This window comes from Dactylosporangium thailandense, from assembly GCF_059739745.1.
In genome coordinates, this window is record NZ_AP029195.1 from 2,525,816 (window position 1) to 2,542,355 (window position 16,540).

At 73.3% G+C, this 16,540-nt stretch carries 16 protein-coding genes and 1 pseudogene; 12 read left to right on the forward strand and 5 right to left on the reverse strand.

Translation table 11 applies throughout. The annotated features are described in order from the left end of the window. Window positions 1-24: 24 nt before the first annotated feature. The 4 genes and pseudogenes from AC6JBM_RS11175 (at window position 25) to AC6JBM_RS11190 (ending at window position 3,354) form a co-directional block, all read left to right on the forward strand. Complete coding sequence (locus AC6JBM_RS11175) at window positions 25-633, forward strand: hypothetical protein (protein WP_497983530.1); 609 nt, start codon at window positions 25-27, stop codon at window positions 631-633. 264 nt (window positions 634-897) lie between these two features. After that, window positions 898-1,680 carry a carboxylesterase family protein gene (locus AC6JBM_RS11180; RefSeq protein WP_497983531.1) on the forward strand — a complete coding sequence of 261 codons (783 nt, stop codon included), beginning with the start codon at window positions 898-900 and terminating at the stop codon, window positions 1,678-1,680. Between the two features lie 73 nt (window positions 1,681-1,753). Beyond that, a pseudogene (locus AC6JBM_RS11185) lies at window positions 1,754-3,151 on the forward strand (alkaline phosphatase D family protein); the annotation flags it as partial. 77 nt (window positions 3,152-3,228) lie between these two features. Beyond that, the gene (locus AC6JBM_RS11190) at window positions 3,229-3,354 is read left to right on the forward strand and encodes a hypothetical protein (protein WP_497983532.1); all 126 of its coding nucleotides are present in this window, start codon (window positions 3,229-3,231) and stop codon (window positions 3,352-3,354) included. Window positions 3,355-3,454: 100 nt separating this feature from the next. On the opposite strand, the gene AC6JBM_RS11195 is transcribed toward AC6JBM_RS11190, so the two are convergent. From AC6JBM_RS11195 to AC6JBM_RS11210, 4 genes are all read right to left on the reverse strand, one after another. Continuing rightward, window positions 3,455-4,924: a sulfatase family protein gene (locus AC6JBM_RS11195; protein WP_497983533.1), complete on the reverse strand. Its 1,470-nt coding sequence runs from the start codon at window positions 4,922-4,924 to the stop codon at window positions 3,455-3,457. Between the two features lie 86 nt (window positions 4,925-5,010). Beyond that, window positions 5,011-6,636 carry an MOSC domain-containing protein gene (locus AC6JBM_RS11200; protein ID WP_497983534.1) on the reverse strand — a complete coding sequence of 542 codons (1,626 nt, stop codon included), beginning with the start codon at window positions 6,634-6,636 and terminating at the stop codon, window positions 5,011-5,013. A 34-nt stretch (window positions 6,637-6,670) separates the two neighbouring features. Beyond that, a complete protein-coding gene (locus tag AC6JBM_RS11205) occupies window positions 6,671-7,147 on the reverse strand; it encodes a GNAT family N-acetyltransferase (protein ID WP_497983535.1) in 477 nt (158 codons plus the stop codon). Window positions 7,148-7,197: 50 nt separating this feature from the next. Continuing rightward, on the reverse strand, window positions 7,198-7,902 hold the full coding sequence (locus tag AC6JBM_RS11210) for a TetR/AcrR family transcriptional regulator (RefSeq protein ID WP_497983536.1): 705 nt from the start codon (window positions 7,900-7,902) through the stop codon (window positions 7,198-7,200). 50 nt (window positions 7,903-7,952) lie between these two features. On the opposite strand from AC6JBM_RS11210, the gene AC6JBM_RS11215 reads away from it, so the two are divergent. Together AC6JBM_RS11215 and AC6JBM_RS11220 are read left to right on the forward strand one after the other, a co-directional pair. Next, complete coding sequence (locus tag AC6JBM_RS11215; protein WP_497983537.1) at window positions 7,953-8,855, forward strand: NmrA family NAD(P)-binding protein; 903 nt, start codon at window positions 7,953-7,955, stop codon at window positions 8,853-8,855. 68 nt (window positions 8,856-8,923) lie between these two features. Continuing rightward, complete coding sequence (locus AC6JBM_RS11220) at window positions 8,924-10,624, forward strand: ricin-type beta-trefoil lectin domain protein (protein WP_497983538.1); 1,701 nt, start codon at window positions 8,924-8,926, stop codon at window positions 10,622-10,624. 50 nt (window positions 10,625-10,674) lie between these two features. On the opposite strand, the gene AC6JBM_RS11225 is transcribed toward AC6JBM_RS11220, so the two are convergent. After that, the gene (locus AC6JBM_RS11225; protein ID WP_497983539.1) at window positions 10,675-11,850 is read right to left on the reverse strand and encodes a serine hydrolase domain-containing protein; all 1,176 of its coding nucleotides are present in this window, start codon (window positions 11,848-11,850) and stop codon (window positions 10,675-10,677) included. A 203-nt stretch (window positions 11,851-12,053) separates the two neighbouring features. Between AC6JBM_RS11225 and AC6JBM_RS11230 the strand changes: the two genes are divergently transcribed. From AC6JBM_RS11230 to AC6JBM_RS11255, 6 genes are read left to right on the forward strand one after another with little or no spacing between them, the layout of a single operon-like run. Beyond that, on the forward strand, window positions 12,054-12,761 hold the full coding sequence (locus tag AC6JBM_RS11230) for a FadR/GntR family transcriptional regulator (RefSeq protein ID WP_497983540.1): 708 nt from the start codon (window positions 12,054-12,056) through the stop codon (window positions 12,759-12,761). After that, window positions 12,748-13,962, forward strand: coding sequence for an MFS transporter (locus tag AC6JBM_RS11235; RefSeq protein WP_497983541.1), 1,215 nt, complete (start codon window positions 12,748-12,750; stop codon window positions 13,960-13,962). Before AC6JBM_RS11230 ends, AC6JBM_RS11235 begins: the two co-directional genes overlap by 14 nt. Window positions 13,963-13,982: 20 nt before the next feature. Further along, entirely contained in the window at window positions 13,983-14,657 is a 675-nt protein-coding gene (locus tag AC6JBM_RS11240) for a nucleoside/nucleotide kinase family protein (RefSeq protein ID WP_497983542.1), read from the forward strand. Window positions 14,658-14,688: 31 nt separating this feature from the next. Then, window positions 14,689-14,973, forward strand: a complete 285-nt coding sequence (locus AC6JBM_RS11245) for a hypothetical protein (RefSeq protein WP_497983543.1) — start codon at window positions 14,689-14,691, stop codon at window positions 14,971-14,973. Then, window positions 14,970-15,491 (forward strand): hypothetical protein, encoded by a 522-nt coding sequence (locus AC6JBM_RS11250; protein WP_497983544.1) that lies wholly within the window; start codon window positions 14,970-14,972, stop codon window positions 15,489-15,491. Before AC6JBM_RS11245 ends, AC6JBM_RS11250 begins: the two co-directional genes overlap by 4 nt. A 32-nt stretch (window positions 15,492-15,523) precedes the next feature. Further along, entirely contained in the window at window positions 15,524-16,534 is a 1,011-nt protein-coding gene (locus AC6JBM_RS11255) for a hypothetical protein (protein ID WP_497983545.1), read from the forward strand. Window positions 16,535-16,540 lie beyond the last annotated feature (6 nt).

Consider the following 16,540-nt stretch of genomic DNA (forward strand, 5'->3'; position numbering starts at 1 on the left):
CGTTCGGCTGGGTACAGACCCGGGATGCGAGGACACCCCGCTCTGTTCGTCCTGGCCGGCCTCACCGCGCTGGCCGGCTGCGGTAGCACCGCGAACCCCATCGCGGAGAGCCCGCCGCCGCCGTCCGCCCCGGCCGCCGCCCCCTCGGCGTCGGGCTCGCAGCCGGTTCCGGCCGCGCCGCAGCCGTCGGTCACCGGGCCGGACGCGCCGATATTGCTGGGGACCCGCCGGGTCGTGATCCGCCCGGCCGAGGCCGGCGAGTCCATCCTGGCCGTCGACGGCAGCGGGCGGCTCAACGTCACCGACGGCGACACCGGCAAGGGGCTGTTTGTCCTGGTACCGACGGGAGCCCGCCACATGATCAGGTCGGCCACGGGGGACAGGGCCTGCCTCGGGCTGAAGAACAACGGCAGCGCGCCGCTCACCATCGCCGCCACCGCCTGCGACCCGGGCCGCGACGGCCAGCTGTTCACGATCAAGCCACCGGAGAGCGGCGACCCGGCGACGTTCACCATCAGCGTCGGCGACGCCTTCCTGCTGGTGTCGGGGACCAACGGGCTGATCGCGGAGGAGCTCGGCGACGCCACCCCGCTGACCACATTCGTGTTCGTCGACAACGGCCCCGCGTCCTGACCTGTGGCAAGATCGTCTCTTGTCGATGGAGCCCGCCAGCTCGGACAAGGGAGTCCGCCATGGCCGTCAACCGCCGCAGCCTGCTGGCCGCCGGAGCCGGTGCCACCGCCGGCCTGACCCTCCCCGGCGTCGCCGGCGCCGCCCCGCAAGGGGGTCGCCCGGCGGGGAGCGTGCGCTTCTCGCTCAACGCCGAGACGCTCGACGGCGGCGAGCAGGTCGCCGCCCTCACGCTCGGCACCGCGCGCCTCGCGCGACGGCCGCCCGGTGACGATCGACCGCTTCACCGGAGGCGACCTGGTCAACCCGGAGGTGGACGCGTTCGGCCACCACACCTCGGCGTCCGGGATGAAGTACCGCCTCTACACGCCGGAGGGCATGGCCCGGGGCGCCCGCCACCCGCTGATCGTCTGGCTGCACGGCGGCGGCGAGGGTGCATCGCTGCCGGACGGCTACTACGACAACGAGACCACCCTGCGCGCCAACCGCGGCGCCCTGGGCTTCGCGACGCCGGAGGCCCAGCGCATCTTCTCCGGCGCCTACGTCGTCGCGCCGCAGAGCACCTCGTACTGGCTCGAGGACGGCGACCGCTTCGCCCCGCTCGTCAACGAGATCGTGCAGGACCTGGTCCGCCGCCACCCGGTCGACCGCCGCCGCGTCTACGTCGCGGGCTGCAGCAACGGCGGCTACATGAGCCTGAAGATGACGACCGTGTACCCCACCGGGTTCGCCGCCTCCGTCCCGGTCTGTGGCGTCGTGGAGTCCCTGCGGCCCGGCGGCCATACGATGATCACGGATGACGAGCTGCGGCGCATCGGTACCCCCACGTGGCTGGTCGCCTCCCGCGACGACGACACCGTCCCGCCCGAGGCCAACACGGTGCACGCCCACGACCTCATCCCGCGCTCGCTGATCACGCTGTACGACCACGTGATCCGCGACGGCTACCAGTTCCCGGGCCACTGGTCGTGGATCTACGTCGCGCGCAACGACCCGAGCGTCGGCCGGCTCCACATCTGGCAGTGGATGGCGGCACAGCAGCGACGGTGACCGGAGCGGAAAAGCTCTGCGGGGGCAAGGTGCAGTTCGTTCGGAGTTCGGGTGCGACCGGCAAGGTGTGCCCATGCTGACTCGACGGCAAGTCCTCACCGGAGCGGCGGTGACGGCCGGTGGGGTACTGCTGCCGGCCACCGCGGCCGCCGCGCACACCGACCACGCCGGCCACGGCGGGCACCCCGCAGACCCGGCCACGCCGTTCGCGCTCGGCGTGGCGAGCGGCGACCCGTTACCCGACAGCGTCATCCTGTGGACCCGCCTGCTGCGCGCGGGCCTGCCGAACAAGCCGGTCGAGGTCGAGTGGCAGGTCGCCCTCGACGACCGGTTCCGCAAGGTGGTCCGCTCCGGCTCGACGTACGCGAAGCCCGAGCTCGCGCACTCCGTGCACGTCGACGCGCGCGGCCTGCAGCCCGGCCGCGAGTACTCCTACCGCTTCCGCGCCCTCGGCGCCCTCAGCACCACCGGCCGCACGAAGACCGCCCCGTGGCCGTGGCAGGACGGCGGCGCCCTGCGCTTCGCCATCGTCAACTGCCAGGACTTCCAGAACGGCTACTGGCCGGCCTACACCGGCGTGGCCGCTGAGGACCTCGACGTCGTGCTGCACCTCGGCGACTACATCTACGAGTACGACCCGCACAGCCGCTTCGCCGACCGCAACCACACGGCGCCGCAGACGCCGGACCTCGACCAGCTCGTCACGCTGGCCGACTACCGGGCGAGGCACGCGCAGTACAAGGGCGATCCGGCCCTGCAGGCCGCGCACGCCGCGTTCCCGTGGATCGTCACCTGGGACGACCACGAGACCGAGAACAACTACGCGTCGCTGGTCGACGAGGTCGACGACACCGGCGCGCGGCACCAGTCGCCGGCCGACTTCGCCCGCCAGCGAGCCGCCGCGTACCAGGCGTACTACGAGCACATGCCGATCCGCGCGAACCTCAAGCCGGGCAGCCCCGACCTGCGGATCTTCCGCCGCTTCGACTTCGGCCGGCTGGCCCGCTTCAACGTCCTCGACACCCGCCAGTACCGCACCGACCAGCCCGGCGGCTTCCCCGGCGACTTCGGCCTGCCCCAGGCCGGCACCGCCAACGCGACCGGCACCCTGACCGGCGAGGACCAGGAGCGCTGGCTCGCCGACGGCCTGAACCACTCGCCGGCCCGGTGGAACGTCATCGCCCAGCAGGTGATGATGAGCCGCATCAAGTTCCCCAACCCGACCGGCGGCCTGCCCGCGATCCTGGCGAACCTCGACCAGTGGGACGGCTACGCCCCGCAGCGCGCCCGCCTGCTGCGGCACCTGGTCGACGCGAAGGTCCGCAACCCGGTCGTGCTGGCCGGCGACATCCACTCGACGTGGCTGAGCGAGCTGCGCGTCGACTTCGACAAGCCGGAGCAGGCCCCGGTCGCGGTCGAGTTCACCGCCACGTCGATCAGCTCCGACTTCCCGATCGCCTTCGACGCCCCGCTGAAGGCCCTGAACCCGACCCTCAACCCGCACGTGCGGTACTTCGACGGCTCCCGCGCGGCTACCTGCGCTGCGTCGTGGACCGCCACGAGTGGCGCACCGACGCCCGCACGGTCGACACGATCGAGGTGCGCCAGGCGCCGGTCACGACGACCGCGTCCTACGTGGTCGAGGCCGGCGCCTCGGCGCTGCACGCCGCCTGAGCGCACACCGGCCCGCCGGCGGCTCCGTCACCCGGAGCCGCCGGCGGGCGCTTCGCGGTGCCTCCGTGGTGCCTTCGTGGTGCCTTCGTGGTGCCGGAGCTCAGCCGACGTGCCCGGCGGTCCAGCAGGAGGCGTTGGTGTGGCAGTTCTGCAGCGCGTCCAGGTCGGCGTGCAGGGCTGCCTTGCGGGCGGCGGTGAGGCCGGCGTAGGTGTTGCGCAGCTGGTACGGGTCCGTGGTGCGGTCGTAGTACTCGTGTTCGCGGTTGTCGTACTCGACGTAGGTGTACGTGGCGGTGCGCAGGGCCTCGTAGGTCGTCGGCATGCCGTTGCGGGCGTCCTGCGCGTCGGGGTCGTCGGCGCTGGTGCCGGGGCCGTGGTGCTCGATGAGCGAGCCGGTGCGCCAGGCGTCGGTCTGGCCGCCGGTGAGCAGCGTGAGCAGGCCGCGGCCGTCGACGTCGCCGGAGACGGGGGCGCCGCCGATGCGCTGGAACGTGGGCGCCAGGTCGATGTTCTGCACGATCTGCGGGCGGCTCGTGTTCGCGGGCACGTTGGGGCCGGCGACCACCAGCGGTACGACCACGTCATGGTCGAACGCGGTCTGCTTGCCCTCGACGAGGCGGTGGTCGCCCAGGTGGAACCCGTTGTCGGAGCTGAACACGACGAAGGTGTTCCCGGCCACGCCGGAGTCGGTCAGCTGCTGGCGGAGCCCGGCGATCATGCGGTCGACGGCCTGGACGGCCTGGGCCCGCTTGCGATAGTCGGTGTCGATCTTCGTGATCTCGTCGGCGGTGAGCGGACCGTTGCCGGCCAGCCATGTGGGCGCGTTCGCCGGCAGGGTGTCCCAGGCGGGGGTGCGCGGGGCGGTCAGGCCGGGGAACTTGTCGAGGTCCTGGCGGGCCGGGGTGAACGGGCCGTGCGGCGCGAACGTGGAGATCTCGAGCAGGAACGGTTCGTGCGCCGCGGCGGTGCGCTGGATGAACGACCTGCCCTTGGCCCCCACGACGTCGGTGAGGTAGTCGGCGTCGGTGTTGCCGTAGTGGACCAGGGTGCCGTTCTCGTTGAGGTTGTAGTTGTACTCCCCGTAGGCGTTGCCGGCGCCGTACCACTCGGACCAGCCCGGCGGGGTGTAGAGGTCCTTGGGGAGGTACCCGTTGAGGTACTTGCCCATGAAGGCGGTCGTGTATCCCTGGGCCCGCAGGGCGGTGGCGAACGTGTGCGACTCGTTGCCCCGGTCGCGGAACACGTTGAAGCCGCCGTCGGGGCCCTCGTTGGTGAAGACCCCGGTGTCGTGCGGGAACTTCCCGGTGAAGATCGACGATCGGGACGGGCAGCACAGCGAGTCGGTGACGGTGTAGTTGGTGAACGTCGTGCCGTCGGTCTGCAGGCGCTTGACCTGGGGCATGTACTGCACCAGGTTCCACGCGAGGTCGTCGACGAGGACGAACACGATGTTCGGCGGGGCGGCGGCCGCGGCGGAGGCCGGCGCGCGACCGGCGGACGCGACGGAGCCGACGAGCGCGGCCGCGGCGGCGAGGGCGGCGGCGGCCAGGGCGACTGGCAATCTACGCATGAACTCCACTCTGGACGATGATGTCCGTAAATGAATGAATGCAGTGTTCGGGCTCTGTAAAACTTATCGGAGCGGTAGGATTTGGCTCACATGTCGAGGACCACGTCGGTGCCGGGGCGGGCGCAGCAGATCAGCACGGAGCCGGCGTCCGGGGGCTCCAGCGGCTCGGGGGAGTAGGTGACCTCGCCCGCGAGCAGTGGTGTCTCGCACGTGTGGCAGACGCCGGTGCGGCAGCTCCAGCGCGTGGGCACGTCGCAGGCGTCGGCGAGGTCCAGGATGCTGCCTGCCGGCGGTACCGCTGCCGAAACACCGCTGCGAGCGAACGTCACCCGCGGGCCCTCGCCCGGCTCACCCGGGGGCGGGTGGGGTGCCTTCGCGGGGCGGTCGGCGAGGCCCGGGTTGATGCGCGGGCGGGCGGTGAACAGCTCCGAGCGGATGCGGCCGACGCCGGCCCGTCCGAGGGCTTCGCGCATGTCGGCCATGAAGGCTTCCGGGCCGCACACGTAGGCGGTCGCGGTCTTCGGCACCTGGATCGCGGCGAGACGGTCGGCGGTCAGGCGGCCGGTGGTGGTGCTGTAGAAGATGTGCTCGCGGGCGTTGGGCATGGTGGCGAGCCGGGCGGTCGCCTCGGCGGCGAGCGGGTGCTCGGCCGGGCTTCGGGCGGCGTGGATCCACCAGACCTCCCGCGGGCCGGACGCCAGGTGGTGCAGCATGGCCAGCACCGGGGTCAGGCCGATGCCGGCCGAGATCAGCAGGACCGGTTCGTCGCCGTCCTCGAGGACGAAGTCGCCGCGGGGCGCCGCGACGTCCAATGTGGACCCCGGGCGCACCTCCGTCGTCAGGAACCCGCTCGCGGCGCCGTGTGGCTCGCGCTTGACGGTGATGCGGCAGGCGTCGCTGGACAGCGAGTAGCTGCGGACCGGGCCGTTGCCGGGCAGGCGGACGGTGATGTACTGGCCGGGCAGCGCGCGCGGGGCGGGCCCGGCGAACCGGATCGACGTCACCGTGGCGTTCTCGGCCTGCACGGCGGTCACGCGCAGCGGCCGGAAGCCGGGCCACGCCGGGATGGCGGCGGCCTTCGGGGTGAGCATGTCGCGGAACGACTGCCGCCAGCCGGGGCTCAGCGCGGGCACTCCGGCGGCGAGGCGCACGCTTTGCAGGTCGTGGTGGGGGAGGTACAGCAGGGCGTCGGTCTCGGCCACCGAGATCGGGCCCCGGCGCGTGCGGGTGATGACGTCACCGGCGCGGATGAGCCCTTCGCGGAGGACCCGCATGTAGAACCCGGGGCGGTGGTGCGCGACGAGCAGCGCCGCCATCTCGGGCACGCCGAGGCGCAGGCCGACGCGGTAGCAGGTGACCCGCGGCTGGGTGACCTCGAACTCGGCGTCGCCGATGCGGTAGCGGTCGCCGATGCACACCTCGTCGTCGGCGAGCCCGTCGACGGTGAGGTTCTCGCCGAACTGGCCGAATTCGGACGGCAGGGCGAGCGCCTGCTGCCAGTGGCGGTAGGAGTCCAGCTGATAGACGAGCACGGCCCGCTGCTCGCCGCCGTGGCCCTCGGTGTCGCCCTGGCCGTCGCCGTCCAGGTTGAGCCGGCGCGCCATGACCGGGCCGTCGACCGGTCGCTTCCAGACGCCGGTGAACACCGTGCGCCCCTGCCACGCCACGTCCTTCGGCCGCCCGACGTTCACGGACAGCAGCAGACCCCGCACCCCGCCAGCGTCCGCGCGTGCCGGGCCGAGCACGTCACCCGGTCGCGGTGGGACTGACGTACGAGAACACGATCATGTCCAGCATCGGGATTCCGTGCTCGGACAGCGGCGGCTGGATGTAGTCGAAGAAGCCGCGCCGCACCGAGTGCATCCGGAAGCCGCACCGCTGGTAGAAGGCGATGTTGTCCAGCGAGCAGTTGGCCGTGCCGACGAGCAGTGAGCGGCCGTGGGCGGGCAGCTCGGCCTGGATGGCCGCGACGAGCCGTCGGCCGACGCCGGAGCCGCGGCGGGCGGGGTCGACGGCGATGTACAGCAGCTCGGACGGCTCCCGCTCGTCCCACCGCACGACCGCGGCGCCGACCGTCTCGCCGCCGAGCCGGGCGGCGTACGCGCGGCAGGCCGGATCGCGCAGGGCGGCGCGGATGCGCTCGTCGTCCTCCTCGGCGTCGTGCAGGACCGGCACCAGCAGCTCGGCGTCCGTGCCCGGCACCGCGACGATCTCCACGTTCATGCCCTCATGCTGATGCCGGCGAGGAGGCTGGGGCAACCGGGAAAACCGCGTCAGCGGCGCCGGCGGCGAGCGCGCTGGCGGCAGGTCGGCCCGCAGTAGCTCGGCGGCCGTCCGGTGGTGTGGACGCGCAGCCGGGTGCCGCACTCGAGGCAGTGCCGCGTTTCGTGACGCCGGCCGGGGTCCGTGTCACGAAACGCGGCCTCTTTCGTGAGCAGGCCGCCGACCAGCAGCCGCACGAGCCGCGCGGCGCGGGCCCGGCTGCGATGGGCCGAGCGCAGCGCCGCGCCTCCGGCGATGAGCGCGGTCAGATCGTCCACCCGCATGTCGGCCCGCACCGCGCCGGCTTGCTGCGCGGCCAGCAGCAGCCGTTCCAGCGCCCGGCCGAACTCCCGGGCCGCGGGGGCGAGGGCGGCGCGCGGCCAGCTCTTGTCGCCGGTGAGCGCGTCGCAGACGCTGACGCGGCCGGACGACTGCTCGATCGCCTCGAGGATCAGCCCGACCAGGGCCTCGCCCGGCGCGGCGCGGCCGGCCCACCGGTCGGCGGCCCGCGCCAGGCCGCGGACGTGCTCGGCGAGCACCGCCTCGATGAGGATGTCCTTGCTCGGAAAGTGCCGGTAGACGGTGCCGGCGCCGACCCCGGCCCGCTGCGCGATGCGGCTCAGCGGCACCTCCAGCCCGTCGTCGGCGAAGACGCGCATCGCCGTGCGCAGCACGAGCTCGCGATTGTGGCGGCCGTCGGCGCGTTCCGCGGTCATGTCACGAAATCCTTGTCCTCGGCCCGGAGCCGGGTGGATCGTTCCGGTTCATGTCACTGTCACACACATCCGGGCCGATCGTCGTCACCGGCGCCACGGGGAAGCAGGGCGGCGCCACCGCGCGACGGCTCCTGGAGCTGGGCCGGCCGGTCCGAGCCCTGGTCCGCGACATCACCGCACCGGCCGCCGTCGCGCTGGCCGCCGCCGGAGCGCGGCTCGTCCCGGGCGATTTCGACGCCCCGGCCGGCCTGGCGCCCGCGCTCGACGGCGCCGCCGCGGTGTTCGCCGTCCCGCCCGTCACGTTCGACACGGACCGGGAAGTCGCCCGCGGACGGGCACTGATCGACGCCGCGTCCGCCGCCGGGGTCGAGCAGCTGGTGTTCAGCACGGTCGCGTCGTCCTCGACCAGGACGCAGTCCGCCGAGGGCAAGGCGCTCGTCGAACGGTACCTGCACGACCACATCAGGTTCGCGACGGTCCTGAGGCCCGTGCGATTCATGACCAACTACATCGGGACCGGCGCGTCCGGCCTCGACGGGATCGCCGGCGGGGTGCACCGGCACCTGTTCGCGCCGCACGAGCCCATGCAGGTCATCGCGCTGGAGGACATCGCCGACTTCGCGGCCCTCGCGTTCGCCGACCCGGCCCGATTCGCCGGCCGGACGCTGGAGCTGGCAGGCGACGAGCCGACCCCGGTCGAGGCCGCCGCCGCGATCAGCGAGGCCACCGGCATCGAGGTCCGCTACGAGCAGCTCACCGACGGCGAGGCGGCCGCGCTCGGCCCGATGGTCGAGCAGACCCTGCGGCGCTGGCGGGCCGGCGAGCGCTGGCACGCGGACATCGAGGCCCTGCGCGTCATCCACCCGGGGCTGCGCACGTTCGCCGGCTGGCTGGCCGAGTCCGGCGCCGTGGCCCTGCGCGCGTCCCTGGGGTCATCCATCGACAACAATTGACATCCGCGTCGCCAAACTGTAAATAAAGCTGACAGAGAGCGCTCTCAGGGCGCCGAGAGAGGTCAGCCATGCGCAGGAAGCTTCAGGCGGCCCTGCTGGCCGCCGTCGTCGCCGTGCCGGCGTACTACGCCGTCACCGCCACCGTCGCCGCGAACGCCACCATCAACCCCGCCCCGCCCGGCTTCACGCTCACGTGGAGCGACGAGTTCGACGGGCCCAACGGCTCGGGGCTCGACACGAACGTGTGGAAGTACGACACCGGCCCCGGCTCGAACTTCGGCACCGGCGAGATCGAGACCATGACGAGCAGTACCGCCAACGTCCACAAGGACGGCGCCGGGCACCTGCTGCTCACCGCCCTGCACAGCGGCTCCGACCCGCGCGCGGGCTGGACGTCGGGCCGGGTCGAGACGCAGGCGGCCACCTTCGGGGCGGCCCCGGGCGGCGTCATGCGCGTGGAGTCCCGGCTGCAGCAGCCGAACGTGACCACGGCGAACGGCGCCGGCTACTGGCCCGCGTTCTGGATGCTCGGCGCCCCGCTGCGGGCCGGCGTGGCGTGGCCGGGCTCGGGCGAGATCGACATCATGGAGGACATCAACGGCCGCAGCTCGCTGTTCAGCACCCTGCACTGCGGCGTCAACCCGGGCGGCCCCTGCAACGAGAGCACGGGCCTCGGCAGCGGCGAGCGCGGCTGCCCCGGCTGCCAGACCGGGTTCCACGACTACGCGGTCGAGGTCGACCGCTCGGTCTCGCCGGAGCAGATCCGCTTCTACTTCGACGGCGGCAACTTCTTCACCCTGTTCGCCAACCAGGTGGACGCGACCACCTGGTCCAACGCCGTCGACCACCCGTTCTTCATCATCTACGACCTCGCCATCGGCGGCGGCTTCCCCGACGCGTTCGGCGGCGGCCCCTACGCCTCCACGATCTCGGGCGCGTCGATGGTCATCGACTCGGTCGCCGTCTACAACAAGGGCCCGGGCGGCGGATCGAGCGGCACCGGGAACACGGTCATCGGCCCCGGCGGCAAGTGCATGGACGTCTCGGGCGACGACATCGGCGGCAACGGCGCGGCCGTGCAGCTGTGGGACTGCCAGGCCGGGGCCGCCGACCAGCACTGGGTGCTCAAGAACAACGGCACCCTGCAGACGCTCGGCCGCTGCCTGGACGTCACCGGCGCCTCCTCGGCCGCCGGCGCGAAGCTGGAGCTGTGGGACTGCAACGCGGGCGGCTGGCAGCAGTGGCGCACGACGCCCAGCGGCACGCTCGTGAACGTCGGCTCCGGCCGGTGCCTCGACTCCCCGTCGGGCGCCACCGGCAACGGCACCCGCCTGCAGATCTGGGACTGCAACGGTTCCGCAGCGCAGTCCTTCGTCTACAACGGCGGCGCCTCCAACATCGTCGGCCCGGGCGGCAAGTGCGTGGACGTCGCGGGCGACGACACCGGCGGCGACGGCGCGGCCGTCCAGCTCTGGGACTGCCAGGACACGTCCAAGGACCAGAACTGGAAGTGGAACGGCTCGTCCCTCACGACGCTCGGCCGGTGCCTCGACATCGCCGGTGGCGGAACCGGCAACGGTACCGTCCTGCAGCTGCACGACTGCACCGGCAACGCGGCACAGGTCTGGGTCGACGGCGGCAACGGCACGCTGCGCAACCCGCAGTCCGGCCGCTGCCTCGACTCCCCGTCGGGCAACACGGCCAACGGCACGCGGCTGCAGATCTGGGACTGCAACGGTTCTGGCGCGCAGACCTTCCGCAAGTCCTGACCCGTGACCCTCGCGGAGCCCAGGGTACCGCGCCCCGGGCTCCGCGGCGGTCAGTCGTCGATCGCCTGGTAGACCGCCGTCCACAGGTCCTGCCACATCGGCAGGGCCTGGTCGCCCGCGTGCGCCCGCTGGATGGCGAAGTAGGCGGTGAGGTCCTCGGCGGGATCGTTGTACCAGGCGGTGCCGTAGAACCCGTGCCAGCCGTAGGTGCCGACCGACGGGCCGAGGTGCGTGCGGCGGGTGCGCACCGCCAGGCCGAGCCCCCAGCCGATGTCGGCGAGGTAGCCGGGCCCGAACCCCGAGAGCGCCTTCTGCCCGGGCGTCAGGTGATCGGTCGTCATCAGCGTCACCGCGGGGCGCGAGAGCACCGGCCCGCCGCCCGCGAGCATCGCCGAGCCGAACGCGAGATAGTCCGCGGCGGTCGAGACGAGCCCGCCGCCGGCCGACTCGAACGTCGGCGGCCGGCTCCAGCGATCGTAGGGGCCGTCCTCGACCACCGCCGCGCCGTCGACGTCCTCGGCCTCGTACGCCGTCGCCAGCCGGCCGAGGTGCTCGCCCTCCACGCGGAAACCGGTGTCCCGCATGCCGAGGGGCTCGCAGACGCGCTCGCGCAGCGTGTCGCCGAGCGACTTGCCGGTGGCCCGGGCGATGAGCACGCCGGTGATGTCGGCGGCGGTGTCGTACATCCAGCTCTCACCCGGCTGGCGGACCAGCGGCAGCTCGCCGAGCCGCCGCAGCCACTCGTCCGGCGACGTCCTGCCGAGCGCGCCCAGCGCGTCCGCGATCGGGATCGTGCCGGGCGGGGCCGCAAGCATGCCGGTGCCGAGCGTGCCGGTCAGCAGGTCCCGCACCGTGATCGGGCGCCGCGCCGGGACGGTGTCGTGCAGAGGCCCGTCCGGATCGGCCAGGACGGCCATGTCCGCCAGCTCCGGGAGGAGCTCGTCGACGGGGTTGTCCAGGCGGATGGTGCAGTCCTCGACGAGCGTCATCGCGCACGCGGCGACGAGCGGCTTCGACGACGAGCCCAGGCGGCAGATGGTGTCGGTGGCCATGGGCTTCCTCGACCCCGGCCCCTCGAACGCGAGCCTTCCGACGGTCTCCACGTGTACGGCCCCGCGCCGCGCGAGCACCGCCACGGCCCCCGGGACGAAGCCGGCATCGACCTGCCGCTCGAGCAGGTCTCGGACCAGCACCAGCCGCCTCGCCGAGAATCCCCCAGCCGTCACCCGTGTCCTCCTCGCGTGCCGGCGGCGCTCGGGGGCGACCGGCTCGACGATCCCGTGCCGAGTGTAGTAGGGCCAGGTGGCCGCGGGCGGCCCCGGCGCGACGGTTCCCCGGCACGGCCGGCCGCCGCCGCCGTGCGGTAGACCACAGGTTCTGATGCGCTCGGGCAATTGTCCAACATTTGGCTCAATGGCAGGCTGGACCCATGCCGCGCCTGAGTCCCAACGTGTCGCTGTCGGAGCAGGTCGCCGACCAGCTGCGCCGACGCATCGCCGACGGCGAGTTCCCGGTCGGCGCGCTCCTGCCGACCGAGCACGAGCTGACCCGCGAGCTCGGCGTCAGCCGCAACAGCGTCCGCGAGGGCCTGCGCTCGCTCGTGCACGCCGGCCTGCTCGGCGCCCGGGCCGGCTACGGGACCTTCGTGATCGCCACCAGCGACCTCGGGCCCGCGCTCGCCCGGCGGTTGGAGCGCGACCGGGCGGCCGACGTCGCCGAGGTCCGCCTGCTGCTGGAGCGCGAGGGCGCGCGGCTCGCCGCGACCCGGGCCACCCCGCAGCAGCGCGCGGGCCTGGCCGAGGCGCTCGCCGCCCGCGCCGCGGCGACGGACGGCCCCGCCTACGCCGCGGCCGACATCGCGTTCCACCGGCTCCTGCTCGAGGCGTCCGGCAACGCCCTGCTCGCCGAGATCTACCGCGGCACCGGCGGCAACGAGCGCTCGCTGGACCACCTGAACTCGCCCGCCGTCGACCTGGCCGCGGCGAGGCCCCGGCTCGCGGAGATCGACGCGAGCCACGCCGAGATCGTGGACGCGGTCACCGCCGGCGACCCGGACGCGGCCGCGGCCGCCGCCGAGCGCATGGCCCGGCTCGCCCACGAACTGCAAGAGGAAGCCGAGCAGCATGACGCTCACTGACCAAGTCGCCACCCCGAAGGTCCGCACGCTCCGCCCGGCACTGGTCCTGGCCGGCCTGCTGCTGGTCGCGGCCAACCTGCGCGCCGCCATCACGAGCGTCGGACCGGTGCTCGACGACCTGCGAGACGACCTCGGCCTCACCTCGCTGACCGCCTCGGCGCTGATCAGCCTCCCGCTCATCGCCTTCGCCGTGGTCTCCCCGGTCGCGCCCGTGCTCGCCCGCCGCATCGGCATCGAGCGCACCCTCGGCGCCGGCCTCGCGGTCCTGGCCGCCGGGCTCGTCGTGCGCTCGCTGCCCGGGGCACCGCTGTTGTGGCTCGGCACCGCGCTGCTCGGCGTCGCGATCGCCGTGCTCAACGTGGTGCTGCCCGCGCTCGTCAAGCGCGACTTCCCGCACCGGATCGGGCCGGTCACCGGCGCGTACTCGTCGGTGCAGGCGAGCTTCGCGGCGATCGCGGCCGGGCTCGCCGTTCCGGTCGCGGGCTGGACCTCGGCCGGATGGCGCCTCCCGCTCGGCATGTGGGCCGGCCTGGCCCTCGTCGCGCTGGCCGTCCTGGCCCCGCAGCTCGGCCGTCGCAGCGTCCCGTCGCCGAGCCCCGGCGGCGCCCCGGCCGCCGGCGTCCCCGCCGCCCGCAGCCCGTGGCGCACCGCGCTCGGCTGGCAGATCACCGCGTTCATGGCGCTGCAGTCGACCGGGTACTACATCCTCATCACCTGGCTGCCGTCCATCGAAAGCTCGGCCGGCGTCCCCGCGACCGCGGCCGGGGTGCACCAGCTGCTGCTGAACGCCAGCGGGATCGCGGGCAGCGTCGCCTGCTCGGCGCTCATCCCGCGGCTGCGCGACCAGCGGCTGCTCGGGATCGCGGGCCCGGTGCTGTACGCCATCGCCACGTTCGGCATCCTCGCCGCCCCGCACTACGGCGCGATCTGGGCGACCCTTGCCGGAGTCGCGGGCGGTTCGAGCATCGTGCTGGCGCTGTCGTTCTTCGGCCTGCGCACCGCGCACCACACCCAGGCGGCGGCCCTGTCGGGCATGGCCCAGTGCGTCGGCTACCTCATCGCGGCGGCGGGCCCGCCCGCGGTCGGCGCGCTGCACGACGCCACCGGCTCGTGGACCCCGGCGCTGGTCGCGATGATCGCGGTGGACGCCGTGCTCGTCGTGTTCGGCTACCTGGCGGGCCGCGATCGCGTCATCGCCTGACGACGGGGCATGCTGTAACGATGTCGGTACGGCAGCGGGTCCTCGACGGGTTGGCGCACCGAATCCTCGCGCTGCGACTGGATCACCCGGCGCGCGTGGGCATCGACGGTCACTCCGCCGCCGGCAAGACGACCCTGGCCGACGAGCTGGCCAGCATCCTGCGCGGGATGACGGCGCGGCCCGTGCTGCGGGTCATGGTCGACGGCTTCAAGCGGCACGTCGACCTGCGCACGCGGTATCCGCCCGGCTCGCCGGAGAGCTACTACTTCGAGATGTTCGACGTCGACGCGATCCGCGACGAGCTGCTGGTGCCGCTCGGTCCCGGGGGCAACCGCCGGTACCGCAGCCAGATCATGGATTTCAGCGGTCGCACGCCCATCGACTCCGGCGTCCACGAGACCTCGCCGGACGCGATCCTCGTCGCGGACGGCGGCTTCCTGCAGAAGCCGGCCCTGGCTCGGCACTGGGACCTGCGCGTCTACCTCCACATCGAGGTCGCGGACGTGCTGCACCGCGGCGCGGCCCGCGACCAGGCGTGGATGGATTCGGTGGAGGCCGCCGCCGAGCGGTACCGCACGTACTACATTCCCGGCGAGGAGCTGTACCTGGCCGAGATCCGCCCCGCCGAACAAGCGGACATCGTCATCGACAATCGCAACTTCGAGGAGCCCCGCATCCTGCGTGACGCGCGCTAGACCCGGCGGCGGCGCCGACTATGCTGCGCGGATGGCCGAGCCGCCGAAGACGTACTCGATCGCCGTCCGGTTGCAGCGCACCACGACCGAGGAGGCGTACCTGTCCGTCCCCGTCGACGGGGCGATCATGCAGGACGAGCCGGCGGACGACGGCAACTACCGGATCGACCCCGGCAAGCTCTGGGCCGAGGCGATCCGGCTGGCCGGCGAGTCGGCCGCCTGGACCGTCGAGGACCGGCAGGTGGCCCCGCATCCGATCCAGCAGGCGCCGCCATGGATCGCCGAGCAGGTCAAGGAGCAGGGTCCGGGCGAGTGAGCCTCGCCGCTGTGCGCGCGGACGTCGCCGTCATCGACGAGCTGCTGCGGGACATCGCCGGGCGCCCGGTCGACCTGAGCGACCCGGACTGGGCGGCCAAGCTCCGGCGGGCGCCGGCACCGGTGGAGGAGGCCGGCGTGGCGGCCGAGGCGGCCGCCGCCCTGGAGGTGCTGCTGGACGCGTACGAGCACGGCGGTCCGGCGGCCCGCGAGGAGGTCCGGGGCATCTTCCGCGCTCACGGCTCCTTCCGCTGGGCCGTCCATCTGCCGAGGCAGTGGGAGTCGGCAGCGGAGTTCCGCCGCCGGCTCGTCCACGTTTCCGCGATGGACCAGGGCGCCGACCCCCGCGACGAGCTGATGACGATCTGGGGACTGTGCAACCGGGCCCGCGCGCGGGGCATCGACGTCGAGACCGTGCTCCGCGAGGTGGCGGACCTGTCGTCCGACGCGGACCTCTACGGGTTCGGGTCGATGCGGACCCTGATCCTGCGAGGGCTGGAGGAGCACGACCTCGGCTAGCGTCGCATGATCACGTCCGTATGATGGCCCGCGTGTTCGGTGGTCTCTTCAGGCGCGGCCCGGCGCCGGTCGTCCCGCAGCCCGACCGTGACCGGGCGCTCGACGACGACGAGCTCAAGGCGGCTCGGTCGGCAGCGGCGGCCGGCGAGTGGGAGGCCGCCCGCGATGTCGTCGCCGCCGCCGGCACCGACTGGGAGCGCCGCGGGCACCGGGTGCTGGTGCTGGCCGAGGCCGCGGCGAACGACGCGAACACCTGGACCTGGCTCGACGCGTGGCTGTCGGCGGAGCCGGACGACCCGACCGCGGTGACCCTGAGCGCCGCGATGCTGGGGGAGCGGGCAAGTCAGGCCCGCGGTGGTGCGCCCGCCGCCGAGACGTCGCGGGAACAGCTCCGCTCCTTCGCCGAACTGTCCCAGCAGACCCGGGCGGCGGCGCAGCGGGCCGTCGCGCTCGCGCCCGGCGATCCGGTGCCGTACCAGACCCTCCTGCGCTCCATGTTCGCCGACGGCGGTCGCGGCGGCTCGATCCCGCGGCTGCTGGCGGAGGCGAGGCGGCGGGACCCGTACAACTTCTCCGTCAACTCGATCGCCGTGAACCTCCTGTGCCAGAAGTGGTACGGCTCGCACGAGGCGATGTTCGCCGCCGCCCGTGAGCCGGGGTTCGACGCGCCGCCCGGCACCGGCGTGACGATGCTGCCGCTGCTCGCGCACTTCGAGTACGCGATGCGGGAGTACTGCTGGGGCAAGGTGACCAGGGACGGGCTCGTCAACTCCCGCCGGTACTTCCAGCGCCCCGACGTGCAGCGCGAGCTCGACGACTGCGTGACGCGGTGGCGCGCGCCCGGCGCGCCCACGCACGCCCAGGCGCTCACCTGCGAGAACTGGCTGGCCGTCGCGTATGCGCTGTCCGACCGCCGCGACGAGTGCAAGGCGGTCTTCGATCGCATCGGCCCCTACGTCGCCTCGCACGTGTGGGGGTACTTCTTCGGCGCCGTCAGCGGCGGCTTCATCGCGAACTGGCGCTGGGCCAACCGCGTCCGCTGATCGGCC

Coding starts and splice junctions, on each gene's coding strand:
- AC6JBM_RS11210 (WP_497983536.1), bottom strand. CDS start 7,902: ATGACCGCGGAACGCGCCGACGGCCGCCACAATCGCGAGCTCGTGCTG.
- AC6JBM_RS11230 (WP_497983540.1), top strand. CDS start 12,054: ATGCCGCGCCTGAGTCCCAACGTGTCGCTGTCGGAGCAGGTCGCCGAC.
- AC6JBM_RS11205 (WP_497983535.1), bottom strand. CDS start 7,147: ATGAACGTGGAGATCGTCGCGGTGCCGGGCACGGACGCCGAGCTGCTG.
- AC6JBM_RS11195 (WP_497983533.1), bottom strand. CDS start 4,924: ATGCGTAGATTGCCAGTCGCCCTGGCCGCCGCCGCCCTCGCCGCCGCG.
- AC6JBM_RS11215 (WP_497983537.1), top strand. CDS start 7,953: ATGTCACTGTCACACACATCCGGGCCGATCGTCGTCACCGGCGCCACG.
- AC6JBM_RS11240 (WP_497983542.1), top strand. CDS start 13,983: ATGTCGGTACGGCAGCGGGTCCTCGACGGGTTGGCGCACCGAATCCTC.
- AC6JBM_RS11220 (WP_497983538.1), top strand. CDS start 8,924: ATGCGCAGGAAGCTTCAGGCGGCCCTGCTGGCCGCCGTCGTCGCCGTG.
- AC6JBM_RS11245 (WP_497983543.1), top strand. CDS start 14,689: ATGGCCGAGCCGCCGAAGACGTACTCGATCGCCGTCCGGTTGCAGCGC.
- AC6JBM_RS11235 (WP_497983541.1), top strand. CDS start 12,748: ATGACGCTCACTGACCAAGTCGCCACCCCGAAGGTCCGCACGCTCCGC.
- AC6JBM_RS11175 (WP_497983530.1), top strand. CDS start 25: ATGCGAGGACACCCCGCTCTGTTCGTCCTGGCCGGCCTCACCGCGCTG.